Here is a 20,480-nt window from a genome sequence, read left to right as displayed (position 1 = left end):
GTCCCCGCCGTGACGACGACCGGCCCTCCGGCGGCGGCTACCGCCGCGACGACCGCGACCGCGACACAAGGGACCGGGGCGGTTCCGGTGGTGGCTTCCGTCGCGATGACAGCCGTGGTGGTGGCTTCCGGCGTGACGACAACCGCGGTGGTGGCTTCCGCCGCGACGACCGGGGTGGATACCGAGGCGGCGAGCGCGACGACCGGGACCGTGGCGGTTTCCGGGGGCGCGACGACCGTGACCGCGACCGGGAGCCGATCAAGCGGCTGCCTATCCCGGACGACGTCACGGGCGACGAGATCGACAAGGACGTACGCCAGGAGCTCATGAGCCTGCCGAAGACCCTTGCCGAGGATGTCGCGCGCAACCTCGTCATGGTGGCCCGGCTGATCGACGAGGACCCCGAGCAGGCGTACGCCTACTCCCGTATCGCTCTCCGGCTCGCGTCCCGCGTCGCCGCCGTCCGTGAGGCGGCCGGGTTCGCGGCGTACGCGACGCAGAAGTACGCCGAGGCGCTCGCCGAGTTCCGGGCGGCCCGGCGGATGACCGGGTCCGTCGAGCTGTGGCCCGTCATGGCGGACTGCGAGCGCGGGCTCGGGCGGCCCGAGCGGGCGATGGCCATGGCCGGTGAGCCCGAGGTGCAGAAGCTGGACAAGGCCGGGCAGGTCGAGATGCGGCTCGTGGCCGCCGGCGCCCGCCGGGACATGGGCCAGATCGACGCCGCCATCGTGACGCTCCAGAGCCCCGAGCTGGCGTCCAGCTCCGTGCAGCCGTGGACCCCGCGTCTGCGGTACGCGTACGCGGACGCCCTGCTGGAGGCCGGGCGCGAGGACGAGGCCCGGGAGTGGTTCGGGAAGGCGCTGGAGGCCGACAAGGACGGTTCCACGGACGCGTCGGACCGGCTCGCCGAGCTGGACGGCGTGGAGTTCGTCGACGTCCTCGACGACGACGAGGCGGACGCGGCCGACGAGACCGCGCCTCGTGCCGAGGACGGTCCGGAGGACGGCCCCGAGGACGGTTCCGCCAAGGCCTGATCGCTGATGGGAGGAAGGGGCGGCACTCCGACCGGAGTGCCGCCCCTTCCTCTCGTTCGTCAGCGGGTGGTCAGTCGAGGGCGAGGCTCCGCATGACCAGGCCCGTGGCCGGCTTCGGGCCGAACGACGTCGACTTGCGGGGCATCGTCACGCCCTGCCGGGCCAGGTCCCGGACGACCTCTTCGCGTACGGGATGCATCAGGACCGCCGTGGCGTCGAGACGTTCCGCCTGTTCGACGGCTGCCGCGGTGTCGTGGATGTAGCCGATGTGCTCGGGCGCGTCGGGGGTCCGCCACACCTCGTCGAGCAGCGCGGAGTGCAGGACCGTCGCGTCCAGGGTGCGCCAGGCCTCGGGGCGGTCCGCCCGGACCGTGCGGGCCAGCAGGGCCGCGTCGGGGTGGTCCACCAGGTGGAAGCCGCCGTCGCCGGCGAGGAGGAACGCGTTGCCGGCGGCCGCCGCTTCGGCCAGGACGCCCAGGGCCCGGGGGAGCGGCCCCTCGACCTGCTGGACGCGGAAGTGGCCGGTCAGCGCTTCCAGGGCCCGGGAGACCGGCAGATTGCGCAGGAGCCGGTGGATGGCGCGGACCTGGAGCGGATGGCGGGCCGTGTCGACGAGGAGGACCAGGCCGTGGTCCCAGGGGCCCGGAGCGGTCTGTTCCCGCTGGAGCCGGAGGTAGGTGGCCCAGCGGTGGTGGCCGTCCGCGATGAGCGCCTGGTATCGGGCGAGGTCTGTCTCGATCTCGCTCCGGTCCGCCGGGTCCGTCACCGCCCACAGCCGGTGCCGGAAGCCGTCCTCCGTCGTCGTGGCGAGCAGCGGTTCCCGCAGGACCGTGCGGTCGATGACCGCGGCCGCACCCGTCGGCGTACCCTCGTCGCCGCGGTACGTCAGCAGCAGCGGCTCCAGATGGGCCCCCGTCGTACGCATCAGCTCCGCGCGGTCCGCTACGACGTCGTCCATGACGTCCTCGTGGGGCAGCACGATGCCCGCGGAGGCGGGGGAGAGCGCCAGCGCGCCGATCAGGCCCCGCTGGAGGATCTCGTCGTTGCGCTGCTCGTAGACGTACAGCACCGGGTCAGGGTCCGGGGCGATGACCCCCTCGGCCAGCCAGCGGTCCAGCGTGTCGGCCGCCTGCCGGTGCCGGTCCCGGGCCGTGTCGGCCTGGGGGAGGATGAGGCGCACGATGTTGTGCGGATCCGCGGACTCCAGGTGGTGCAGCCCGTCCGGCCGGACGACCACGTCGTACGGCGGCGAGGTCACGGCGGCAAGGCTGCCGACCCGCTCGGGGACGTAACGCAGTCCGCGGAACGGGATCAGCCGCAGCCCCTGGTCGACGGGACCTGAAGTGTTCATCAGGGCATCGTATGTGTGCCTGGGGCATACGCGATGATCGGGGCAGACGCAGAGGGAAGAGGAGCGACGCATATGAGCCACCAGCAGGACGGTGTTCGGCCGTCGGGGAGTCCGTCGGGGAGTGCCACGGCGCTGAGCGAGGCGTACGACACGGCTCTCCTGGACCTCGACGGGGTGGTGTACGCGGGCGGCGAGGCCATCGTGCACGCCGTGGAGTCGCTGGCCGCCGCACGGGCCGGGGGCATGCACCTCGCGTACGTCACCAACAACGCCCTGCGGACGCCGGACGCGGTGGCGGAGCACCTGACGGAACTGGGTGTGCCCGCCGAACCCTCCGATGTGATCACCTCCGCCCAGGCCGTCGCCCGGCTGGTCGCCGACCAACTGCCGCCCGGGGCCCGGGTGCTGGCGATCGGTGGCGAGGGGCTGCGGGTCGCGTTGCGGGAGCGCGGTCTCAAGCCGGTGGAGTCGGCGGACGACGACCCGGCCGCCGTGGTCCAGGGGTACGGAGGGCCGGACATGACGTGGGGGCGGTTCGCCGAGGCGAGTTACGCGATCCGGCGCGGGCTGCCGTGGTTCGCGTCCAACACCGACCTGACCATCCCGAGCGCCCGGGGCATCGCACCCGGCAACGGGGCCGCGGTCGAGGTCGTACGGATCGCCACCGGGGCCGAGCCGCAGGTCGCGGGGAAGCCGCTGCCGCCGATGCACCGCGAGACCGTGCTGCGGACCGGGGCGAAGCGGCCGATCGTCGTCGGGGACCGGCTGGACACGGACATCGAGGGGGCGTTCAACGGGGGCGTGGACTCCCTGCTGGTCCTGACCGGGGTGACCGACGCGGCCCAGCTCATCGCCGCCCCGCCGGAGCACCGGCCGACCTATGTGGACCGGGACCTGCGCGGGCTGCTGACCGGGCAGCCCGAGGTGGCACGGGACGGCGAGGCGTACCGCTGCGGGGGCTGGGAGGCCTCCGTGCGCGGGGATGCCCTGGCCCTGGACGGGGAAGGCGACGCGCTCGACGGGCTGCGGGCGCTCTGCGCGGCGGCCTGGGCCTTCGCCGGTGCGGGTGCGTGCGGACTGGATGCGGGGAAAGCCGTCGCCGGGCTCCAGCTCTGAACCGGACGCCCCTTGTCCGTCAGGGCGTTGAGCGTGTGGGACGGCCGCCGGGACCCGGGGCGGGAAGTGGAGGATAGGTTAACCTAACCTGGTGCTGCTCGGTGGTCCGCCCGCGCCCCGCGCCGTACCGCTTCACCTCACCGACTCCGGGAGTACGACCATGCAGCGCCTCACCGCGGAATCGGTGACCCTCGGCTACGACCAGCGGGTCATCACCGAGGACCTCTCGGTCGAGATCCCCGACAACTCCTTCACCGTGATCGTCGGGCCCAACGCCTGCGGCAAGTCGACCCTGCTGCGGGCCCTGGCCCGGATGCTGAAGCCGAGCCGGGGGCAGGTGCTGCTGGATGGCCAGGCCATCCACCAGCTGCCCGCGAAGAAGGTCGCCCGGACGCTGGGGCTGCTGCCGCAGTCCTCCACGGCCCCCGACGGAATCACCGTCGCCGACCTCGTCGCCCGCGGCCGCTACCCCCACCAGGGGCTGCTGCGGCAGTGGTCGCCGGAGGACGAGCGGGTGGTCGACGAGTCCATGGAGTCCACCGGCGTCGCCGAGCTCGCCGAACGCTATGTCGACGAGCTGTCCGGCGGTCAGCGCCAGCGGGTCTGGATCGCCATGGCGCTGGCCCAGCAGACCCCGCTGCTGCTGCTCGACGAGCCGACGACGTACCTCGACATCCAGCATCAGATCGACGTGCTGGACCTCTGTGCCGAGCTGCACGAGACGCAGGGACGCACCCTGGTCGCCGTGCTCCACGATCTGAACCACGCCGCGCGGTACGCCACGCATCTCATCGCGATGCGGGACGGGGCGATCGTCGCGGAGGGGGCGCCTTCGGACGTCGTCGACGCGGAGCTGGTGGAGCGGGTCTTCGGGATGCGGTGCCAGGTGATCGACGATCCGGAGACGGGGACGCCGCTGGTCGTGCCGGCCGCGCGCAAGGCGCGGAAGGTTGCCGCCTGAGGGCTCGGTGAGCGTGGAGCCGGGCGTGCGCCGGTGGACGCGCTGTCCTCAACCGCCGGACGGGCTGGATTCGGTGCCCGGACGGGCTTGAACGGCCCGCCCGGACGGGCTCGATTCCCTACAGCAGTGACTTCAGTTTCAGCAGGTCTCTGAAGCCCGCCTCCAGGCGTACGCGGCCCGATGCCCATGCCTTCGCGAAGTTCAGGTCGCCGTCCACCAGGGCCACCAGGTCGTCGCTCGTCATCGCGAGTCTGATCTCGGCCTTCTCCCTGGGCGGTCCCTCCACCGTGTCCGCCACCCGGATCCGGCCATCGGCCAGCCGGCCGGTGAACGTGATGTCGAGGTCCTTGATGTGGCAGCTCAGGGAGCGGTCGAGAGCAGCCGCGCTGCGCACGTCGCCCTCGGCGGCTGCGAGGTTGTCGGAGAGTGTGTCGAGTGCGCTGCGGCACTCCGCCATGGTCGCCATCGTGCTCGACGCTACACCGGCCGGTCGCGGTAGCGTTTCGGCATGAGCGACTGGACGCCGGAGGCGGGGACACCGCCCGTGAGCACGCCCGACGAGCCGGTGGACGGGGAGCCGGCCGCCGCGGCGCCCTCCTTCGAGCCCGCCGGGCCCGCGCCCCTCGGGGTCGTGCGCACCCCCACCGGCCACGCGGCCGTGGACGCCCGGCTGGAGCGTCTCGCCGACGCCGACCACCTCCCGGCGGACGGGCACATCGAGGTGTACGAGGATGTACACCGTGGGCTGCGGGCCGAGCTGACCTCGCTGGACGCCCGTCCGGCCGCTGTACCCGGGCCGCCCGGGAGCGCGGCCGCACCCGGAACCCCATCCGCGTACGACAACACGCACGACCACAGGAGCTGAACCGAACGTGGCAGGAGTGGCACGTCGCCGCCTCGACGCCGAGCTGGTACGCCGCAAGCTCGCCCGCTCGCGCGAGCACGCGAGCCAGCTGATCGCCGCGGGGCGCGTCACCGTCGGCCGGACCACCGCGACCAAACCCGCCACCCAGGTCGAGACGGCCGCCGCGATCGTCGTCACGAAGGACGACGACGATCCGGACTACGTCTCGCGCGGCGGGCACAAGCTGGCCGGGGCGCTCGCCGCCTTCGTCCCGCTCGGGCTGGCGGTGGAAGGACGGCGGGCGCTGGACGCCGGGGCGTCGACCGGCGGATTCACCGATGTGCTGCTGCGGGCCGGGGCCCGGCAAGTCGTCGCCGTGGACGTCGGCTACGGGCAGCTCGCCTGGTCGCTGCGGTCCGATGAACGGGTCGTCGTCAAGGACCGTACCAACGTACGGGAGTTGACTCTGGAGGACATCGACGGGGAGATGGTCGACCTGGTGGTGGGGGATCTGTCCTTCATTCCGCTGGGCCTCGTGCTGCCCGCGCTCGCCCGCTGCGCCGCCCCCGACGCGGACCTGGTCCTCATGGTCAAGCCGCAGTTCGAGGTGGGCAAGGAGCGGCTCGGCAGCGGCGGCGTGGTGCGGAGCCCGGAGCTGCGCGCCGAAGCCGTACGGGAGGTGGCGCGGCGGGCCGGGGAGCTCGGGCTCGGCGTGCGCGGGGTGACGGCCAGTCCGCTGCCCGGGCCCTCGGGCAACGTCGAGTACTTTCTGTGGCTGCGGGCCGGCGCACCCGAGCTGGATCCCGCGGATGTCGACCGTGCAGTGGCGGAGGGGCCCCGTTGACGACGAATGTGACGACCGATACGGCACGAACTGTCTTCCTTCTGGCGCACACCGGCCGCCCGGCCGCGATCCGCAGCGCGGAGCTCGTCGTCCAGGGGTTGCTGCGCAACGGGCTCGGCGTGCGGGTCTCGGCGGCCGAGGCGGCCGATCTGCCGCTGCCGGACACCGTGGAGACCGTCACCGACACCAGCCCCTCCGCGGTCGACGGCTGCGAACTGCTGATCGTCCTCGGCGGCGACGGCACGCTGCTGCGCGGCGCGGAGTTCTCCCGCGCCTCCGGGGTGCCGATGCTCGGCGTCAACCTCGGACGCGTCGGCTTCCTCGCCGAGGCCGAGCGTGACGACCTCGACAAGGTGGTCTCCCGGGTCGTCACCCGCGACTACGAGGTCGAGGAGCGCATGACGATCGACGTCCTCGTGCACAGCAACGGCGACGTCGTGCACAGCGACTGGGCGCTCAACGAGGCGGCCGTGCAGAAGGTGTCGCCCGAGCGGATGCTCGAAGTGGTCCTGGAGATCGACGGCCGTCCCGTCACCGGCTTCGGCTGCGACGGGATCGTCTGCGCGACCCCGACCGGTTCGACGGCGTACGCCTTCTCGGCGGGCGGGCCCGTCGTCTGGCCCGAGGTCGAGGCGCTGCTGATGGTCCCCATCAGCGCCCACGCGCTGTTCGCCAAGCCGCTGGTGACCTCACCCACGTCGGTGCTCGCGGTCGAGGTCCAGCCGCACACCCCGCACGGGGTGCTGTGGTGCGACGGCCGGCGGACCGTGGAGCTGCCCGCCGGCGCCCGGGTCGAGGTGCGGCGCGGCGCGGTGCCCGTACGGCTGGCGCGGCTGCACCAGGCGTCGTTCACCGACCGTCTGGTGGCGAAGTTCGCGCTGCCCGTCTCGGGGTGGCGGGGCGCGCCCCACTGACAGTCACCGGGAGCGCGCGTGGCCCCCGTCCTACCCGGGAGAGTGAATCCGGGAGCGGGGGCCGTCGCGCGTCCGGCCCGGGACCTCGTAAGGTCATGTCCGTGTTGGAGGAGATGCGGATACGGTCGCTCGGAGTCATCGACGACGCGGTGGTGGAGCTGTCACCCGGTTTCACCGCGGTCACGGGCGAGACCGGCGCGGGCAAGACCATGGTCGTCACGAGCCTCGGGCTGCTGCTCGGCGGGCGCGCGGACCCCGCTCTCGTACGGGTCGGGGCCAAGGCCGCGGTCGTCGAGGGCCGGATCACCGTGTCCGAGGGCGACGCGGCGGCGCTGCGGGCCGAGGAGGCCGGGGCGGAACTCGACGACGGCGCGCTGCTCATCAGCCGTACGGTTTCGGCCGAAGGGCGCTCACGGGCCCACCTCGGCGGCAGATCCGTGCCGGTGGGGGTCCTCACCGAGCTGGCGGACGAACTCGTCGCCGTGCACGGCCAGACCGACCAGCAGGGCCTGCTCAAGCCCGCCCGGCAGCGAGGGGCTCTGGACCGGTACGCCGGGGACGGGGTGGAGGTCCCGCACGCCAAGTACGCGGCTGCCTACCGGCGGCTGCGCGCTGTCGCCACGGAGCTGGAAGAGCTGACCACCCGGGCCCGGGAGCGGGCCCAGGAGGCGGATCTGCTGCGGTTCGGGCTGAACGAGGTCGCCGCCGTCGAGCCGTTGCCGGGGGAGGACGTCGAGCTGGCCGCCGAGGCGGAGCGGCTCGGGCACGCGGAGGCCCTCGCCTCCGCCGCCGCCCTCGCGCACACCGCGCTGGCGGGGAACCCGGAGGACCCGGAGAGCGTGGACGCCACCACGGTGGTCGCCGCCGCCGGGCAGGCCCTGGACGGGGTCCGGGCGCACGATCCGGCGCTGGCCGCGCTGGCGGACCGGGTGGGGGAGATCTCCATCCTGCTCGCCGACGTCTCCGGTGAGCTGGCCGGGTACGCCGACCAGCTCGACGCCGATCCGCTGCGGCTGGCCGCCGTGGAGGAGCGCCGGGCCGCGCTGACCGCCCTGACCCGTAAGTACGGCGAGGACATCGCGACCGTGCTGGCCTGGGCCCAGGAGGGCGCCGGCCGGCTCACCGAGCTGGAGGGCGACGACGAGCGGATCGGCGAGCTGACCGCCGAACGCGACGCTCTGCGGGCCGAACTCTCCGTGCTCGGGCAGGCCTTGACCGACGCGCGTACGGAGGCCGCCGCCCGGTTCGCCGAGGCGGTCACCGAGGAGCTGGCCTCGCTCGCCATGCCGCACGCCCGGGTCTCCTTCGCGATCCGGCAGACCGAGGCGGCCGACGAGGCGTCCGGCATCGACATCGGCGGGCGGAGTGTCCTCTACGGCCCTTCGGGCGCCGACGAGGTGGAACTGCTCCTCGCCCCGCACCCGGGCGCGCAGCCCCGGCCGATCGCCAAGGGCGCGTCGGGCGGTGAGCTGTCCCGGGTGATGCTCGCGGTCGAGGTCGTCTTCGCGGGCTCCGACCCCGTACCGACGTATCTCTTCGACGAGGTCGACGCGGGCGTCGGCGGCAAGGCGGCGGTCGAGGTCGGCCGCCGGCTCGCCAAGCTCGCCAGGTCCGCCCAGGTGGTCGTCGTCACGCACCTGCCGCAGGTGGCGGCCTTCGCGGACCGGCAGTTGCTGGTCGAGAAGACCGTGGACGGTTCGGTGACCCGAAGCGGCGTCACGGTCCTGGAGGGCGAGGACCGGGTCCGGGAGCTGTCCCGGATGCTGGCGGGCCAGGAGGACTCCGAGACGGCCCGCGCCCACGCCGAGGAGCTGCTCGCCACGGCGCGCGCCGACGGGTGAGGGGCGGGCGCGCCGTGCCGTCCCGCGCGGCGCGCTCCGCTCCCGGGCGGGTCCGGGTGGGGTGCCCGCGCCCGGACCCGTTCCCCTCCCACCACCGATGACGGTGACTCCGCGTCTCCCTGTTCAGCCGCAATTCACCCGTGAGGGTGATGCGGTGTGGTCGGTTGTCGCCGTGGGCGCGGCAGCAACGTTACGGCGGTGCCGGAACGCGCGTACGGGCTGGCATCCTTGGCGCTGTCCTTGTTCCGCCGACTCCGGAGCCCCGGGGAGCCAATCAACGTGTCACAGCTGCGTACGGTCCAAGTCCTGGGCGGCGGCAGTGCGGGCAGCAGCGCGCACGTCGGTTCGCTGGCCGCCGGGCTGGTGGCGCGCGGGGTGCAGGTGACCGTCTGCGCGCCGGCCGCCGTGGACCGCGCCTACGACTTCACGGCGACCGGAGCCCGTTTCCTTCCGGTGCCCCGGCGCAGCGACCCGGCCGCCGTCGCCGCGTTGCGGGCCGCCTGCACGGGCGCGGACGTCGTCCACGCCCACGGACTCCACGCCGCCGCCCGCACCGCCCTCGCGCTGAGCGGACGCACCGTGCCCCTGGTGACGACCTGGCACACCCGGCGGTACGCGGAGGGCGCCCGCCGCCAGATCCTGCACCTGCTGGAACGGCGCGCCGCACGCGCGGCGGCCGTGGTCCTCGCCCCCTCCTCCGACCTGGTGGACCGGGCCCGGGAACGGGGTGCCCGCGATGCTCGGCTCGCCCCCACGGCCGCCCCGGCCGCGGACCCGGACGGAGCCGTCGACGTCGGCAAGGTGCGAGCCGAACTGGGGGCGGTGGAGCGGCCGTTGCTGATGGCCGTCGGCAGTCTCGTACCGCATCACGGCTTCGGCACCCTGCTGGACGCGGCCCGCGCCTGGCGGCGGCTGGACCCCGTTCCGCTGCTCGTCATCGCGGGGGAGGGGCGCGACCGGGACACCCTGCAACGACGGATCAGGGACGAGGAGCTGCCCGTCTCCCTCATCGGGGCCCGGGACGGCGTGGGCGAGTTGGTCGCCGCCGCCGATCTGGCCCTGCTGCCGAGCCGCTGGGAGGGCCGCTCCCTGCTGGCGCAGGAGGCGCTGCGGTCCGGGGTGCCGCTGGTGGCCACCGCGGTCGGTGGTGTGCCCGAACTGGTCGGCGAAGCGGCTGAGTTGGTGCCGTACGGCAACGCCGAGGCCCTCGCCCGTACGGTCGTGAGGCTGCTCGGGGACCCGGCGGCGCGGGCCCGGCTCGCCGAGGCCGGACGGGTGCAGGCGGCGGGCTGGCCCACCGAGGACGACACGATCGCGCATGTGCTCAGCGTGTACGACGAGCTGGCCCAGCCGCTGGCGACGGGGCGCGGCCGCTGAGCCCGGTGCCCCCCCAGGGCGGGCACCGAGCCGTCGCGTACCCCGGCCGGTCAGGTCGTGTGGCGGCGGGCCCGCAGCGCCAGGCTCAGCGCCAGCACCGTCTGCGGATCGTCCAGGTCCGTGCCCAGCAGCTCGCCGATCCGGGCGAGCCGGTTGTAGAGGGTCTGGCGGTTGAGGTGCAGCTCGCGGGCGGTCTCCGCCTTGCGGCCCGCGTGCGCCAGATAGGCCTGGAGCGTCGGCAGCAGCGGCGGGCGCGAGGTGCGGTCGTGCTCGCGCAGCGGACCGATCGCCCGGTTCACGAACGCCGCCAGGTCCGGATGGTCCCGCAGCCGCCACAGCAGCAGATCGATGTCGAGCCGCCGGGCGTCGTACCAGGGCCGGTCGTCCAGGCCCTGCGCGGCCGTCGATGTCTCCGACGCGTGGCGCAGCCCGGCCCCCGCCGCCGCCCAGCCGCCCGCGACGCCGACCACGACCACCGGCGGCTGCGATCCGGCCCGGTCGAGTCCGGCCCGCTCCACACCCGCCCGCAGCGCCGCCGCCACCCGGTCCGCGACCGCCGTGCGCTCGCCCTCCGAACGCAGCCCCAGCAGCAGCGGAACCCGCCCCTCCACAGGCCGTACACCGAGCAGCACCGGCACCCCGACCGAGGCCAGCTCCTCCAGGACCGCACGGGCCAGCAGCGCCCAGTTGCCCGACGGGGAGAGCTCGGGGGCCAGCCGCATCACCACCGGCAGCAGCGGGGTGTCACCGGGGCGGAAACCGAGCACCCGGGCCTGGCCGGGGGCGTCCTCCGGGGCGATCCGGCCCTCCGCCAGGTCGGTCAGGAAGTCGCCCCGGCCCCGGGCGGCCAGCTCCTCCTCCTGCCGGGCCTGCATCAGCACGACCGCCAGGAGGCCCGCCGCGCGCTCCGCCGCCATCCGGTGCACGGTCGCCAACGGCCCGGCCACCGCGAGCAGCACCAGCCGCGCCCGCACCGAACCGGTCTCGGGCCCGCCGCCGGGCACGTCCACCAGCAGCGCACCGGTCGGCGGGGACTCCCGGGCCGCCCGGTCGCCGCGCATGCCCTCCCAGACCTGGAGCGGATCCGCCCCCACCGGGCCGGTCCCCGTGGACGCCGCGTACAGGAGCTGGCCGTCGGGCGTCTCCAGGAAGACCGGGTTGGCGGTGAAGTCGGCGAGGATCCCGAGAACCTGCGGCACCCCGCCCCCGTCGAGCAGCGCCCGGGTGGCGCGCCGGTGCACCTCCTCCGCCTGCTGGAGCAGCGCGTAGTGCCCGTTGACGATCTCGGTGTGCACCTCCTCGGTCACCGCCACGAACGGCACCTCGCGGTGCAGCTGGACCAGCGGAAGACCGGCCGCGCGGGCGGCGTCCACGATGGAGGCGGGCAGCCGGCCGAAGCGCGGGCCCAGCTCCACCACCAGGGCGGCGATGCCCCGGTCGGCGAGGCGGCGGACGAAGGCGCGCTGTTCGGCGGGGCGGGCGCCCAGGCCGAGCCCGGTCGTCAGGAGCAGCTCGCCGCCCTTGAGGAGCGAGGCGATGTTCGGGACCTCGCCCGCGTGCACCCAGCGCACCGTGCGGTTCAGCCGGTCGGCGCCGGCCACCACCTCCGGGAGCCCGGCGCGCAGCCCCGGCAGCTCCAGCGCCCGCTGCACGGTGATTCCGCTGTGGCTCTCCACGTACCCGGCCCGCTTTCCCCTGGTGCCCTGCCCGCGTCCCGGGCGGTCGTCCTGATCCGGACTGTCCTGTTCAGGACGCTACCGCCCGCCGCCCGGGGTGCGCATGGCAGGGGAGGCCCGGACACCGTGGTCAGGGACGGCCCGGACGCCGTGGTCAGGGACGGCCCGGACGGCCCACCGCCCGTCACCGCTCGGCCAGCAACCCCACCAACGCCCCCCGGCTCCGCCGCAGCGCCTCGATCTGCTCGTCCAGGTCCGCCAGCTCCCCGTCCAGGATCGCCCGCAGCTCCGCACACCAGTCGAAGCCCGCCTGCTCGCCCCGGGCACACGGCAGCACCTGACGGATCACCTCGGTGGAGAGCCCGGCCCGCAGCAGCGCCCGGATCTTCCGTACGGAGGCGACCGCTTCCTCGTCGTACGCGCGATAGCCGTTCGTCCCGCGCCGCGCCTCCAGCAGCCCCTGCGCCTCGTAGTACCGCAACGACCGCGCGCTGACGCCCGTCCGCCGGGACAACTCCCCGATCAGCATGGATTCCCCGCCCTCGACGCTTGACCTTCACACCGGTGTCAAGCTCTAACGTCCCGGCCATGAACGAAGATTCCCCGCACATCGCGCACCTCGACGGCCGGCCGGCGACCACCGGTGACCTGGCCCCGCTCGCCTTCGCGGGCCACGCCCACTTCACCGCCGCCCAGATCCGCGACGGGCGGATCCGGGGGCTGGACCTCCATCTGGAGCGGCTGCGGTCCGCGTCGGTGGAGCTGTTCGGCCGGGCCCTGCCCGAGGACGTGGTCCGCGCCCACCTCCGTACCGCCCTCGCCGCCGCCCCGGCCGCCGACCTCTCGCTGACCGCCACGGTCTCCTCCACGGCCGGCGAGTTCGCCGCGCCCGACGGCGACCCGGCACTCCTGGTGCGGACCGGACCGCCGTCGTCCGGGCCCGCCGGTCCGCTCGCCCTGGCCGCGGTGGAACACGAACGGTTCCTGCCGCACATCAAGCACGTAGGCGAGGTGGCCAAGACGCACCTGCTCCGGCAGGCCGTCGCCGACGGCTTCGACGACGCCGCCTTCCTGGACCGGGAGGGCCGCTTCAGCGAGGCGACCATCTGGAACCTGGTGTTCTGGGACGGGGACGCGGTGGTGTGGCCCGAGGCCCGGATCCTGACCGGTACGACCCTGGGCATCGTCCGCCGACAGCTGGACCGGCTGGGCATCGGCCAGCGGGTCGCCCCGGTCACCCCCGACGACCTGCCCGCCCTCGCGGGCGCGGCCGTCATGAACTCCTGGACCCCGGGGATCCCCGTCCACCGCGTCGGCTCCGCCGAACTGCCCGCCGCGCCCCGGTTCCTGGAGATCCTGCACCGGGCGTACACGGCCGAACCGCCCGCCGCGCCGTGAGGAGCGCGACGGGCGGTCCGGTGACCTGCCTCAGCCCACGTACGCGCCGCTGGCCGTCAGCCGCAGGGCCGTGTCGATCAGCGGGACGTGGCTGAACGCCTGCGGGAAGTTCCCCACCTGGCGCTGGAGGTTCGAGTCCCACTCCTCGGCCAGCAGGCCCAGATCGTTGCGGAGCGACAGCAGCTTCTCGAAGAGCTGGCGCGCCTCGTCGACCCGGCCGATCATCGCCAGGTCGTCCGCCATCCAGAACGAGCAGGCGAGGAACGCGCCCTCGTCGCCCTCCAGACCGTCGACGCCCGCGTCCTCGCCCTCGGTCGGGTAGCGCAGGATGAAGCCGTCCTCCGTGGACAGCTCCCGCTGGATCGCCTCGATCGTGCCGATGACCCGTTTGTCGTCCGGCGGCAGGAAGCCCATCTGCGGGATGAGCAGCAGGGAGGCGTCCAGCTCCTTCGACCCGTAGGACTGGGTGAAGGTGTTGCGCTCCTTGTCGTAGCCGCGCTCGCAGACGTCCCGGTGGATGTCGTCGCGGAGCTCGTACCACCGCTCCAGCGGGCCCTCCACGTCACCGGACTCGACCAGTTTGATCGTCCGGTCGACCGCGACCCACGCCATCACCTTCGAGTGCACGAAGTGGCGGCGCGGCCCGCGCACCTCCCAGATGCCCTCGTCGGGCTCCTCCCAGTGCTTCTCCAGATACTCGATCAGCTTGAGCTGGAGCCCCATGGCGTAGTCGTTGCGGGTCAGGCCCGTCATGTGCGCCAGGTGCAGCGCCTCGGTGACCTCGCCGTACACATCCAGCTGGAGCTGGTTGGCGGCGCCGTTGCCGACGCGGACCGGGGTGGAGTTCTCGTAACCGGGCAGCCAGTCCAGCTCCGCCTCGCCGAGCTCGCGCTCGCCGGCGATGCCGTACATGATCTGGAGGTTCTCCGGGTCGCCCGCCACCGCCCGCAGCAGCCACTCGCGCCAGGCCCGGGCCTCTTCCCGGTAGCCGGTGCGCAGCAGCGAGGAGAGGGTGATCGCGGCGTCCCGCAGCCAGGTGTAGCGGTAGTCCCAGTTCCGTACGCCCCCGATCTCCTCGGGCAGCGACGTGGTCGGCGCGGCGACGATGCCACCGGTCGGCGCGTACGTGAGGGCCTTGAGCGTGATCAGGGAGCGGACGACCGCCTCCCGGTAGGGCCCGTGGTACGTACACTGCTCGACCCATTCGCGCCAGAAGTTCTCCGTCGCCTCCAGCGAGTTCTCCGGTTCGGGGAGGGCGGGCGGCTCGTGGTGCGAGGGCTGCCAGCTGATCGTGAACGCCACCCGGTCCCCGGGGCCCACCGTGAAGTCGGAGTACGTGGTCAGATTCTGGCCATACGTTTCCGCTTCGGTGTCCAGCCAGACCGAATCCGGGCCGGCGACCGCGACCGTCCGGTTGTCGACCTTGTGCACCCACGGCGTCACCCGGCCGTAGCTGAACCGCATCCGCAGCTCCGAGCGCATCGGCACCCGGCCGCTGACACCCTCCACGATCCGGATGAGCTGGGGCGCGCCGTCACGCGGCGGCATGAAATCGGTCACCCGTACGGTGCCGCGCGGTGTGTCCCACTCCGATTCCAGGATGAGGGAGTCGCCGCGGTAGCGCCGCCGGTCGGCAAAGGCCGGTTCCGTCCCCTCCGCTCTCGCGGGGCCCAGGCGCCAGAAGCCGTGCTCCTCGGTGCCCAGCAGCCCCGCGAAGACGGCGTGTGAGTCGAAGCGGGGGAGGCACAGCCAGTCCGCTGTGCCGTCCCGGCAGACCAGGGCGGCGGTCTGCATGTCTCCGATGAGTGCGTAATCCTCGATGCGCCCGGCCACGTGCGTCTCCAGTCGAACGGCCATGTCGCCCCGTCAAAGGGCGCTTACTGCGGGTCAAGGGGGTCGTAGGGTCTTTCACCCGGGAAGATCCGACGAGTTCCTGTACCGGTGGGCGGCCTGGGTGGTGCCGCCGCCCCGGCCGTCTCGGCAGCGAGTGTTTGAGCAGGATACGACGCACGATGAAGATCCGCGCGACGGTGTCCGCAAGATCTCTGAGCTGATCGGGTGGGACGTGAAATGACTGCGGTGAAGCTGTGACGCCTCTGTGCAGGGTGTGGCCGGAAGCAGCCTCCCCCCGTCGCTGTTACCCTGGTAGCCCGTGGACGGTGGTCGTCTCTGACAGCGGACGAGGCCCCCGAACCGCAGCGTCGGCACCCCCGGAATCCCCGGTTCGGCTGCCGTACGCACCTCAGAATCGCGACCACGGGAGCCCCCTTTGGCTATGCAGCCCACATCCACGACGACCAAGCACATCTTCGTCACCGGGGGTGTCGCCTCCTCCCTCGGCAAGGGTCTGACTGCCTCCAGCCTGGGTGCCCTGCTCAAGGCACGGGGCCTGCGGGTCACCATGCAGAAGCTCGACCCCTACCTCAACGTCGACCCCGGCACGATGAACCCGTTCCAGCACGGTGAGGTGTTCGTCACCAACGACGGCGCCGAGACCGACCTGGACATCGGCCACTACGAGCGCTTCCTCGACGTCGACCTCGACGGCTCCGCCAACGTGACGACCGGCCAGGTCTACTCCCAGGTCATCGCCAAGGAGCGGCGCGGCGAGTACCTGGGCGACACCGTCCAGGTCATCCCGCACATCACCAACGAGATCAAGCACCGCATCCGCCGCATGGCGACCGACGACGTGGACGTCGTCATCACCGAGGTCGGCGGCACGGTCGGCGACATCGAGTCGCTGCCGTTCCTGGAGACCGTCCGCCAGGTCCGCCACGAGGTCGGCCGGGACAACGTCTTCGTCGTGCACATCTCGCTGCTGCCCTACATCGGCCCCTCCGGCGAGCTGAAGACCAAGCCCACCCAGCACTCGGTCGCCGCCCTGCGCAACATCGGCATCCAGCCGGACGCCATCGTGCTGCGCGCCGACCGCGAGGTCCCCACCGCCATCAAGCGCAAGATCTCGCTGATGTGCGACGTCGACGAGGCCGCCGTGGTAGCCGCCATCGACGCCAAGTCGATCTACGACATCCCCAAGGTGCTGCACACCGAGGGCCTGGACGCCTACGTCGTGCGCAAGCTCGACCTGCCCTTCCGCGACGTCGACTGGACCACCTGGGACGACCTGCTGGACCGGGTCCACAACCCCGACCACGAGGTCACCGTCGCGCTGGTCGGCAAGTACATCGACCTGCCCGACGCCTACCTCTCGGTCACCGAGGCGATCCGTGCCGGCGGTTTCGCCAACAAGGCCCGGGTCAAGGTCAAGTGGGTCACCTCCGACGACTGCCGCACCGCCGCCGGAGCGGCCGAGCACCTCGGCGACGTGGACGCGGTCCTCATCCCGGGCGGCTTCGGCGAGCGCGGCGTCGACGGCAAGGTCGGCGCCATCCGCTACGCCCGCGAGAACAAGGTCCCCCTCCTCGGCCTCTGCCTCGGCCTCCAGTGCATCGTGATCGAGGCGGCGCGCAACCTCGCCGAGATCCCCGACGCCAACTCCACCGAGTTCGACGCCGCCACCTCCCACCCCGTCATCTCGACGATGGAGGAGCAGCTCGCGTACGTCGAGGGCGCGGGCGACCTCGGCGGCACCATGCGGCTCGGCCTCTACCCGGCCAAGCTCGCCGAGGGCTCCGTGGTGCGCGAGGCGTACGCGAACGAGCCGTACGTCGAGGAGCGCCACCGCCACCGCTACGAGGTCAACAACGGCTACCGCGCCGAGCTGGAGAAGAAGGCCGGACTGGTCTTCTCCGGCACCTCCCCGGACAACAAGCTCGTCGAGTACGTCGAGTACCCGCGCGAGGTCCACCCCTACCTGGTCGCCACCCAGGCGCACCCGGAGCTGCGCTCGCGCCCGACCCGCCCGCACCCGCTCTTCGCGGGGCTGGTGAAGGCCGCCGTCGCGCGCCAGGTCGCCGCCGCGAAGGGCGCGGACGCGTAGGGGGTGTCCGGCGGATCCCGGCCGGGTCCGCGCCCTGATCCGCAGGGCACCCCCTGACACCGAGGCATTACGGTTGACCGGGGTACGGATCCGCAGCGGATCCGTACCCCGGTTTCCTTTTGGTTCGTGGGAGGACGTAGGTACATGGGTATCCAGGACACGCCCGAGGAGTGGCAGGTCACCGCGACGGTGACCCCCTTCACCGGCAACAAGACCAGCGTCCGCACCGACCAGGTGGTGATGCCCGACGGTTCCGTCCACGGCCGTGACTACCAGGTCCACCCGGGCTCCGTCGCCGTCCTCGCGATCGACGACGAGGACCGGGTCATCGTGCTGCGCCAGTACCGCCACCCGGTACGCCACCGGCTCTGGGAGATCCCGGCCGGACTGCTCGACATCCCCGGCGAGAACCCCCTGCACGCCGCTCAGCGCGAGCTGTACGAGGAAGCGCACGTCAAGGCCGAGGACTGGCGGGTGCTGACCGACGTCTACACCACGCCCGGCGGCTGCGACGAGGCCGTGCGGATCTTCCTGGCCCGCGATCTCTCCGAGGCGGAGGGCGAGCGGTACGCGGTCGCCGAGGAGGAAGCCGACATGGAGCAGGCCCGGGTGCCGCTGGACGAGCTGGTCCGCTCGGTCGTCGCGGGGGACCTGCACAACAACTGCCTCGTCGTCGGGGTCCTCGCCCTCACCGCCGTCCGTGCGGGCGACGGCGTCGACTCGCTGCGCCCCGCCGAAGCACCGTGGCCGGCCCGGCCTTTCGAAGCCTGACGGTCCGTCCGCCCCCCCCGGGCACTCCCGGTCGTACGAGATGAAGAAAAGCTGATCCGATCGGGGGATATCGGGGGCGGCCCCGCCTCGCTCCGCGGTGATCGTCCCCGCCGCTGAACTACGCTCGAACCGCGTCCGACCGGAGTTCCGGCGGGCATCGCGCGCAGCGAAGTGGAGCGTGGCTCGTGACCGATCAGGCGGTGGACACCAGCGGCCCGGCGAAGGCCCCGGGGGCCGAGGAGCAGTCCGGCGCCGCCCCACCCCGATTCTTCGGCCGCGAACGGGAGTTGAAGGATCTCCGGGCGGACATCGTGCGCGCCGGCCTGGACACCCTGGCCGGCCGCAAGACCCCCCGCGCCCGGGTCCTGCTCATCGCGGGCCGCCCCGGCTCGGGCCGCAGCGCTCTCGCCGAGGAACTGGCCGGGGTGCTCACCGGAACCGACGTCGCCGGGGCCGCCCGGTCCGCCACGGGCGCCCTGCCCTGGGCCGTCGCCGGTACGGGCTCCGGCGACTACCCCGACGGGGTGCTCCGGGTCGGCCTCACCGACCCCGACGGCGAGCGGGTCCCCACCGAACGCACCGCCGGCGAGATCCTCGGCCTCCTCGGGATCGCGGTCCCGCCCGGCGCCGACCAGGACGAACTGTCCGAGATGGTCCGCGAGGCCCTGGCCGGGCGCCGCCTCGTCCTGGTCCTCGACGACGCGGCCGACGCCGAACAGGTCGACCCGCTGCTCCCGGACAACCCCGACTGCCTGGTCCTCGCCACCGCGACCGGGCCGCTGACGGGCATCCCCGACGTCCGGCCGTGCACCCTCGGCGGGCTGGAGAAGGGCGCGGCGGTGCGGCTGCTGGCCCGCGCCATCGGCCAGGTCCGCATCACCGTCGACCCCCGCACCGCGGAGCGGCTGGCCGAGGAGTGCGGGGGACAGCCCGCGGCGCTGGCCCTGATGGGCGGCCTGCTCGCCGCCCACCCCATGGCCTCCGTCGCCGATGTCGCGGGGCAGTTGCGCGAGTTGCCCGACCCCGACGAACAGCAGCCCGTCGGCGCCCGCCCGCTGGCCCGCGCCTTCCGGCTCGTCCACGACTCCCTGCCGCAGACCGCCGCCCGGATACTGCGCCTGCTGGCCCTCGCCCCCGCCGGGCTCGCCGACGCCCACACCGCCTCCGCGCTGGCCGGCTGCTCGGTCTCCGCCGCCCGCGCCACCCTCGACGACTTTGTGAAGCTCGGGCTGCTGCGGACGGACGGCGCGGCCCACCCCCAGTACGCGGTCCCCGGCTGCCTCGCCCCGATGCTGCGGGCGCTCCTGGAGGACCGGGACCGCCCGGCCGAGATCCAGCTGGCCCGCGCCCGGATGCTGGAGCGGACCGTGCGCCGGCTCCAGGCCTGCCGTGCGATCACCGAGCCCGAGGGGTCGGCCGCCCACGGCAAGCTCGCCGGACTGCCCCGTTCGCTGCGCTTCCCGAACGCCGAGGAGGCGGGCGCCTGGCTGCGGGTCCGCCAGCCCGCCCTGCTCGCCTCCGCCCGGCTCGCCGTGGCCGACGGTGAGCTGGACACCCTGGCGCGCCGCCTGGTCGCGGCGCTGGTGCGGGCACTGGCGGCGCACCGGGGGACCGAGGAGGCCGCCCCCGAGCTGTACGGGCTGCACGGTCTGGTCCTGGACGTGGCACGCCGCCGCCAGCTGCCCCGCGAACAGGCAGCCGCCCTGCTGAACCTCGCCGATCTGGACGTCCGCACCGGCCGCACCCGGGAGGCACTGACCCGCTACCGGGCCGCGCTGGACGCCGGAAAGGCCGCGAAGGACCTCTACGCCACCGGCCGCGCGATGGAATCCGTAGGCGGCGCGTACGAGGAGCTGGGGGACTACCACCGGGCCGCCGACTGGTACGGCCGGGCGCTCTCCCAGCGCCTCACCCAGGGGGAGCGGGCGGACGAGGCCCGGCTCTACGGGCGGCTCGGGGCGGTCCACACGTACGCCGGGCGCTACGGCGAGGCCCTGCGGAACTGGCGCGCCGCGGCCTCCGGCCACCGCAGGCTCGGCGACCCGGCGGCCCAGGCGCGCTCGCTCAGCGAGGCGGCGCGGGTCCAGGAGTACGCGGGCCGGCCGCACGAATCGCTCCAGACCTGCCGGGAGGCCGTCGAGCTGGCCCGGCGCGCCGGTGACGTGCGGCTTCAGGCCGCGCTCCAGCTGCGGTTGGCGGACACGCTCGACCGGCTCGGGGACCCCGCGGCGGCCCGGTTGCATCGGGGCACCGCCGAGAGATTGCTGGGCGAGGAGGCCTCAGCCTACGAAATCCGCAGTGCTTCGACAGAAAATTAATGCTTTGTAAGGCTAGACAGCGCGAAGTCCTTCATTAGACTGGCTCTGCCGCGTTCCTCCGTGGCGTCTCCATTTATGATGTATATGTCCGG

General features: G+C 73.4%; 17 protein-coding genes. 12 read left to right on the top strand and 5 right to left on the bottom strand.

Features of this window, described 5'->3' with window-relative positions; translation table 11 throughout:
* The first annotated feature begins 326 nt into the window (after window positions 1-326).
* Complete coding sequence (locus tag IE145_RS25640) at window positions 327-1,034, top strand: tetratricopeptide repeat protein (RefSeq protein WP_189527824.1); 708 nt, start codon at window positions 327-329, stop codon at window positions 1,032-1,034.
* Window positions 1,035-1,104: 70 nt separating this feature from the next.
* Here the strand turns inward: IE145_RS25640 and IE145_RS25635 are convergent, their stop codons facing one another.
* Window positions 1,105-2,385 (bottom strand): DUF1015 family protein, encoded by a 1,281-nt coding sequence (locus tag IE145_RS25635; RefSeq protein WP_189527817.1) that lies wholly within the window; start codon window positions 2,383-2,385, stop codon window positions 1,105-1,107.
* Between the two features lie 72 nt (window positions 2,386-2,457).
* Between IE145_RS25635 and IE145_RS25630 the strand changes: the two genes are divergently transcribed.
* Both IE145_RS25630 and IE145_RS25625 read left to right on the top strand, forming a co-directional pair.
* The gene (locus IE145_RS25630; protein ID WP_189527816.1) at window positions 2,458-3,501 is read left to right on the top strand and encodes an HAD-IIA family hydrolase; all 1,044 of its coding nucleotides are present in this window, start codon (window positions 2,458-2,460) and stop codon (window positions 3,499-3,501) included.
* A 160-nt stretch (window positions 3,502-3,661) separates the two neighbouring features.
* Entirely contained in the window at window positions 3,662-4,462 is an 801-nt protein-coding gene (locus IE145_RS25625) for an ABC transporter ATP-binding protein (RefSeq protein WP_189527815.1), read from the top strand.
* 118 nt (window positions 4,463-4,580) lie between these two features.
* On the opposite strand, the gene IE145_RS25620 is transcribed toward IE145_RS25625, so the two are convergent.
* Complete coding sequence (locus IE145_RS25620; protein ID WP_189527814.1) at window positions 4,581-4,928, bottom strand: SCP2 sterol-binding domain-containing protein; 348 nt, start codon at window positions 4,926-4,928, stop codon at window positions 4,581-4,583.
* A 42-nt stretch (window positions 4,929-4,970) separates the two neighbouring features.
* Here IE145_RS25620 and IE145_RS25615 point away from each other — a divergent pair, with 42 nt between their 5' ends.
* The 5 genes from IE145_RS25615 (at window position 4,971) to IE145_RS25595 (ending at window position 10,282) form a co-directional block, all read left to right on the top strand.
* Window positions 4,971-5,327, top strand: coding sequence for a hypothetical protein (locus IE145_RS25615; RefSeq protein WP_189527813.1), 357 nt, complete (start codon window positions 4,971-4,973; stop codon window positions 5,325-5,327).
* Between the two features lie 7 nt (window positions 5,328-5,334).
* Complete coding sequence (locus IE145_RS25610; protein WP_189527812.1) at window positions 5,335-6,150, top strand: TlyA family RNA methyltransferase; 816 nt, start codon at window positions 5,335-5,337, stop codon at window positions 6,148-6,150.
* 8 nt (window positions 6,151-6,158) lie between these two features.
* Complete coding sequence (locus IE145_RS25605) at window positions 6,159-7,064, top strand: NAD kinase (RefSeq protein ID WP_189527823.1); 906 nt, start codon at window positions 6,159-6,161, stop codon at window positions 7,062-7,064.
* A gap of 95 nt (window positions 7,065-7,159) precedes the next feature.
* The gene (gene recN / locus IE145_RS25600; RefSeq protein ID WP_189527811.1) at window positions 7,160-8,905 is read left to right on the top strand and encodes a DNA repair protein RecN; all 1,746 of its coding nucleotides are present in this window, start codon (window positions 7,160-7,162) and stop codon (window positions 8,903-8,905) included.
* A 279-nt stretch (window positions 8,906-9,184) separates the two neighbouring features.
* A complete protein-coding gene (locus IE145_RS25595) occupies window positions 9,185-10,282 on the top strand; it encodes a glycosyltransferase family 4 protein (RefSeq protein ID WP_189527810.1) in 1,098 nt (365 codons plus the stop codon).
* A 50-nt stretch (window positions 10,283-10,332) separates the two neighbouring features.
* Here IE145_RS25595 and IE145_RS25590 read toward each other — a convergent pair whose 3' ends face one another.
* Together IE145_RS25590 and IE145_RS25585 are read right to left on the bottom strand one after the other, a co-directional pair.
* On the bottom strand, window positions 10,333-11,958 hold the full coding sequence (locus tag IE145_RS25590; RefSeq protein ID WP_189527809.1) for a PucR family transcriptional regulator: 1,626 nt from the start codon (window positions 11,956-11,958) through the stop codon (window positions 10,333-10,335).
* Window positions 11,959-12,142: 184 nt separating this feature from the next.
* Window positions 12,143-12,487, bottom strand: coding sequence for a MerR family transcriptional regulator (locus tag IE145_RS25585; protein WP_189527808.1), 345 nt, complete (start codon window positions 12,485-12,487; stop codon window positions 12,143-12,145).
* A gap of 59 nt (window positions 12,488-12,546) precedes the next feature.
* Here IE145_RS25585 and IE145_RS25580 point away from each other — a divergent pair, with 59 nt between their 5' ends.
* Entirely contained in the window at window positions 12,547-13,356 is an 810-nt protein-coding gene (locus IE145_RS25580) for an aminotransferase class IV family protein (RefSeq protein WP_189527807.1), read from the top strand.
* A 30-nt stretch (window positions 13,357-13,386) separates the two neighbouring features.
* Here IE145_RS25580 and IE145_RS25575 read toward each other — a convergent pair whose 3' ends face one another.
* Window positions 13,387-15,189: a glycoside hydrolase family 15 protein gene (locus IE145_RS25575; protein WP_189527822.1), complete on the bottom strand. Its 1,803-nt coding sequence runs from the start codon at window positions 15,187-15,189 to the stop codon at window positions 13,387-13,389.
* Between the two features lie 442 nt (window positions 15,190-15,631).
* Here IE145_RS25575 and pyrG point away from each other — a divergent pair, with 442 nt between their 5' ends.
* The 3 genes from pyrG (at window position 15,632) to IE145_RS25560 (ending at window position 20,388) form a co-directional block, all read left to right on the top strand.
* A complete protein-coding gene (gene pyrG / locus IE145_RS25570) occupies window positions 15,632-17,299 on the top strand; it encodes a CTP synthase (RefSeq protein ID WP_189527806.1) in 1,668 nt (555 codons plus the stop codon).
* A gap of 144 nt (window positions 17,300-17,443) precedes the next feature.
* Window positions 17,444-18,070, top strand: coding sequence for an NUDIX domain-containing protein (locus IE145_RS25565; protein WP_069740510.1), 627 nt, complete (start codon window positions 17,444-17,446; stop codon window positions 18,068-18,070).
* A 185-nt stretch (window positions 18,071-18,255) separates the two neighbouring features.
* The gene (locus IE145_RS25560; protein ID WP_189527805.1) at window positions 18,256-20,388 is read left to right on the top strand and encodes an ATP-binding protein; all 2,133 of its coding nucleotides are present in this window, start codon (window positions 18,256-18,258) and stop codon (window positions 20,386-20,388) included.
* Window positions 20,389-20,480: the final 92 nt, after the last annotated feature.

It is taken from the genome of Streptomyces sindenensis (assembly GCF_014649035.1).
Classification (GTDB): domain Bacteria; phylum Actinomycetota; class Actinomycetes; order Streptomycetales; family Streptomycetaceae; genus Streptomyces; species Streptomyces sindenensis.
Note: the sequence above shows the minus strand (reverse complement) of the source record. Positions and strands in the feature narration are given on the sequence as shown.

Bases quoted from the DNA above. Each gene is read 5' to 3' on its own strand.
- IE145_RS25640 (WP_189527824.1), top strand. From the start codon at position 327: ATGAGCCTGCCGAAGACCCTTGCCGAGGATGTCGCGCGCAACCTCGTC.
- IE145_RS25635 (WP_189527817.1), bottom strand. From the start codon at position 2,385: ATGAACACTTCAGGTCCCGTCGACCAGGGGCTGCGGCTGATCCCGTTC.
- IE145_RS25630 (WP_189527816.1), top strand. From the start codon at position 2,458: ATGAGCCACCAGCAGGACGGTGTTCGGCCGTCGGGGAGTCCGTCGGGG.
- IE145_RS25625 (WP_189527815.1), top strand. From the start codon at position 3,662: ATGCAGCGCCTCACCGCGGAATCGGTGACCCTCGGCTACGACCAGCGG.
- IE145_RS25620 (WP_189527814.1), bottom strand. From the start codon at position 4,928: ATGGCGACCATGGCGGAGTGCCGCAGCGCACTCGACACACTCTCCGAC.
- IE145_RS25615 (WP_189527813.1), top strand. From the start codon at position 4,971: ATGAGCGACTGGACGCCGGAGGCGGGGACACCGCCCGTGAGCACGCCC.
- recN (WP_189527811.1), top strand. From the start codon at position 7,160: ATGTCCGTGTTGGAGGAGATGCGGATACGGTCGCTCGGAGTCATCGAC.
- IE145_RS25585 (WP_189527808.1), bottom strand. From the start codon at position 12,487: ATGCTGATCGGGGAGTTGTCCCGGCGGACGGGCGTCAGCGCGCGGTCG.
- IE145_RS25580 (WP_189527807.1), top strand. From the start codon at position 12,547: ATGAACGAAGATTCCCCGCACATCGCGCACCTCGACGGCCGGCCGGCG.
- pyrG (WP_189527806.1), top strand. From the start codon at position 15,632: ATGCAGCCCACATCCACGACGACCAAGCACATCTTCGTCACCGGGGGT.
- IE145_RS25565 (WP_069740510.1), top strand. From the start codon at position 17,444: ATGGGTATCCAGGACACGCCCGAGGAGTGGCAGGTCACCGCGACGGTG.